This window comes from Sphingomonas sp. 67-41, assembly GCF_001899725.1.
Taxonomy (GTDB): Bacteria; Pseudomonadota; Alphaproteobacteria; order Sphingomonadales; family Sphingomonadaceae; genus Sphingomonas; species Sphingomonas leidyi.
Genome location: NZ_MKWJ01000029.1, coordinates 32,551 through 32,843 on the forward strand (window position 1 = coordinate 32,551; position 293 = coordinate 32,843).

1 pseudogene is annotated in these 293 nt (G+C 54.6%); it reads left to right on the forward strand.

The annotated features are described in order from the left end of the window. A pseudogene (locus BGP17_RS20430) lies at positions 1–273 on the forward strand (hypothetical protein); the annotation flags it as partial. Positions 274–293 lie beyond the last annotated feature (20 nt).

Below are 293 nucleotides of genomic sequence, written 5' to 3' on the forward strand. Positions count from 1 at the left end.
GCAGGCTCAAAGGTCGTTCGGCTCATCGGTTACGACATCTCGCCTGCCGATAGCCGCCGTCATGCTCATGCCTCAACCATCGAGAACGCGCTGTTCGAATGCCGCTACCCTCTGCGAGAATGGGGCTGGACCCGTTCCGACTGTGCGGATCGCATCAAGGCTGCGGGCCTCCCCGTGCCCCCTAAGTCCTCCTGTTTTATCTTATGTTTGCAGATGGTGTCTCGTCTCATCACAACCCTTTATTTATGCGCTATAAAATTAACCGCCGTTTGAGACGATTCGAGACCATTGAA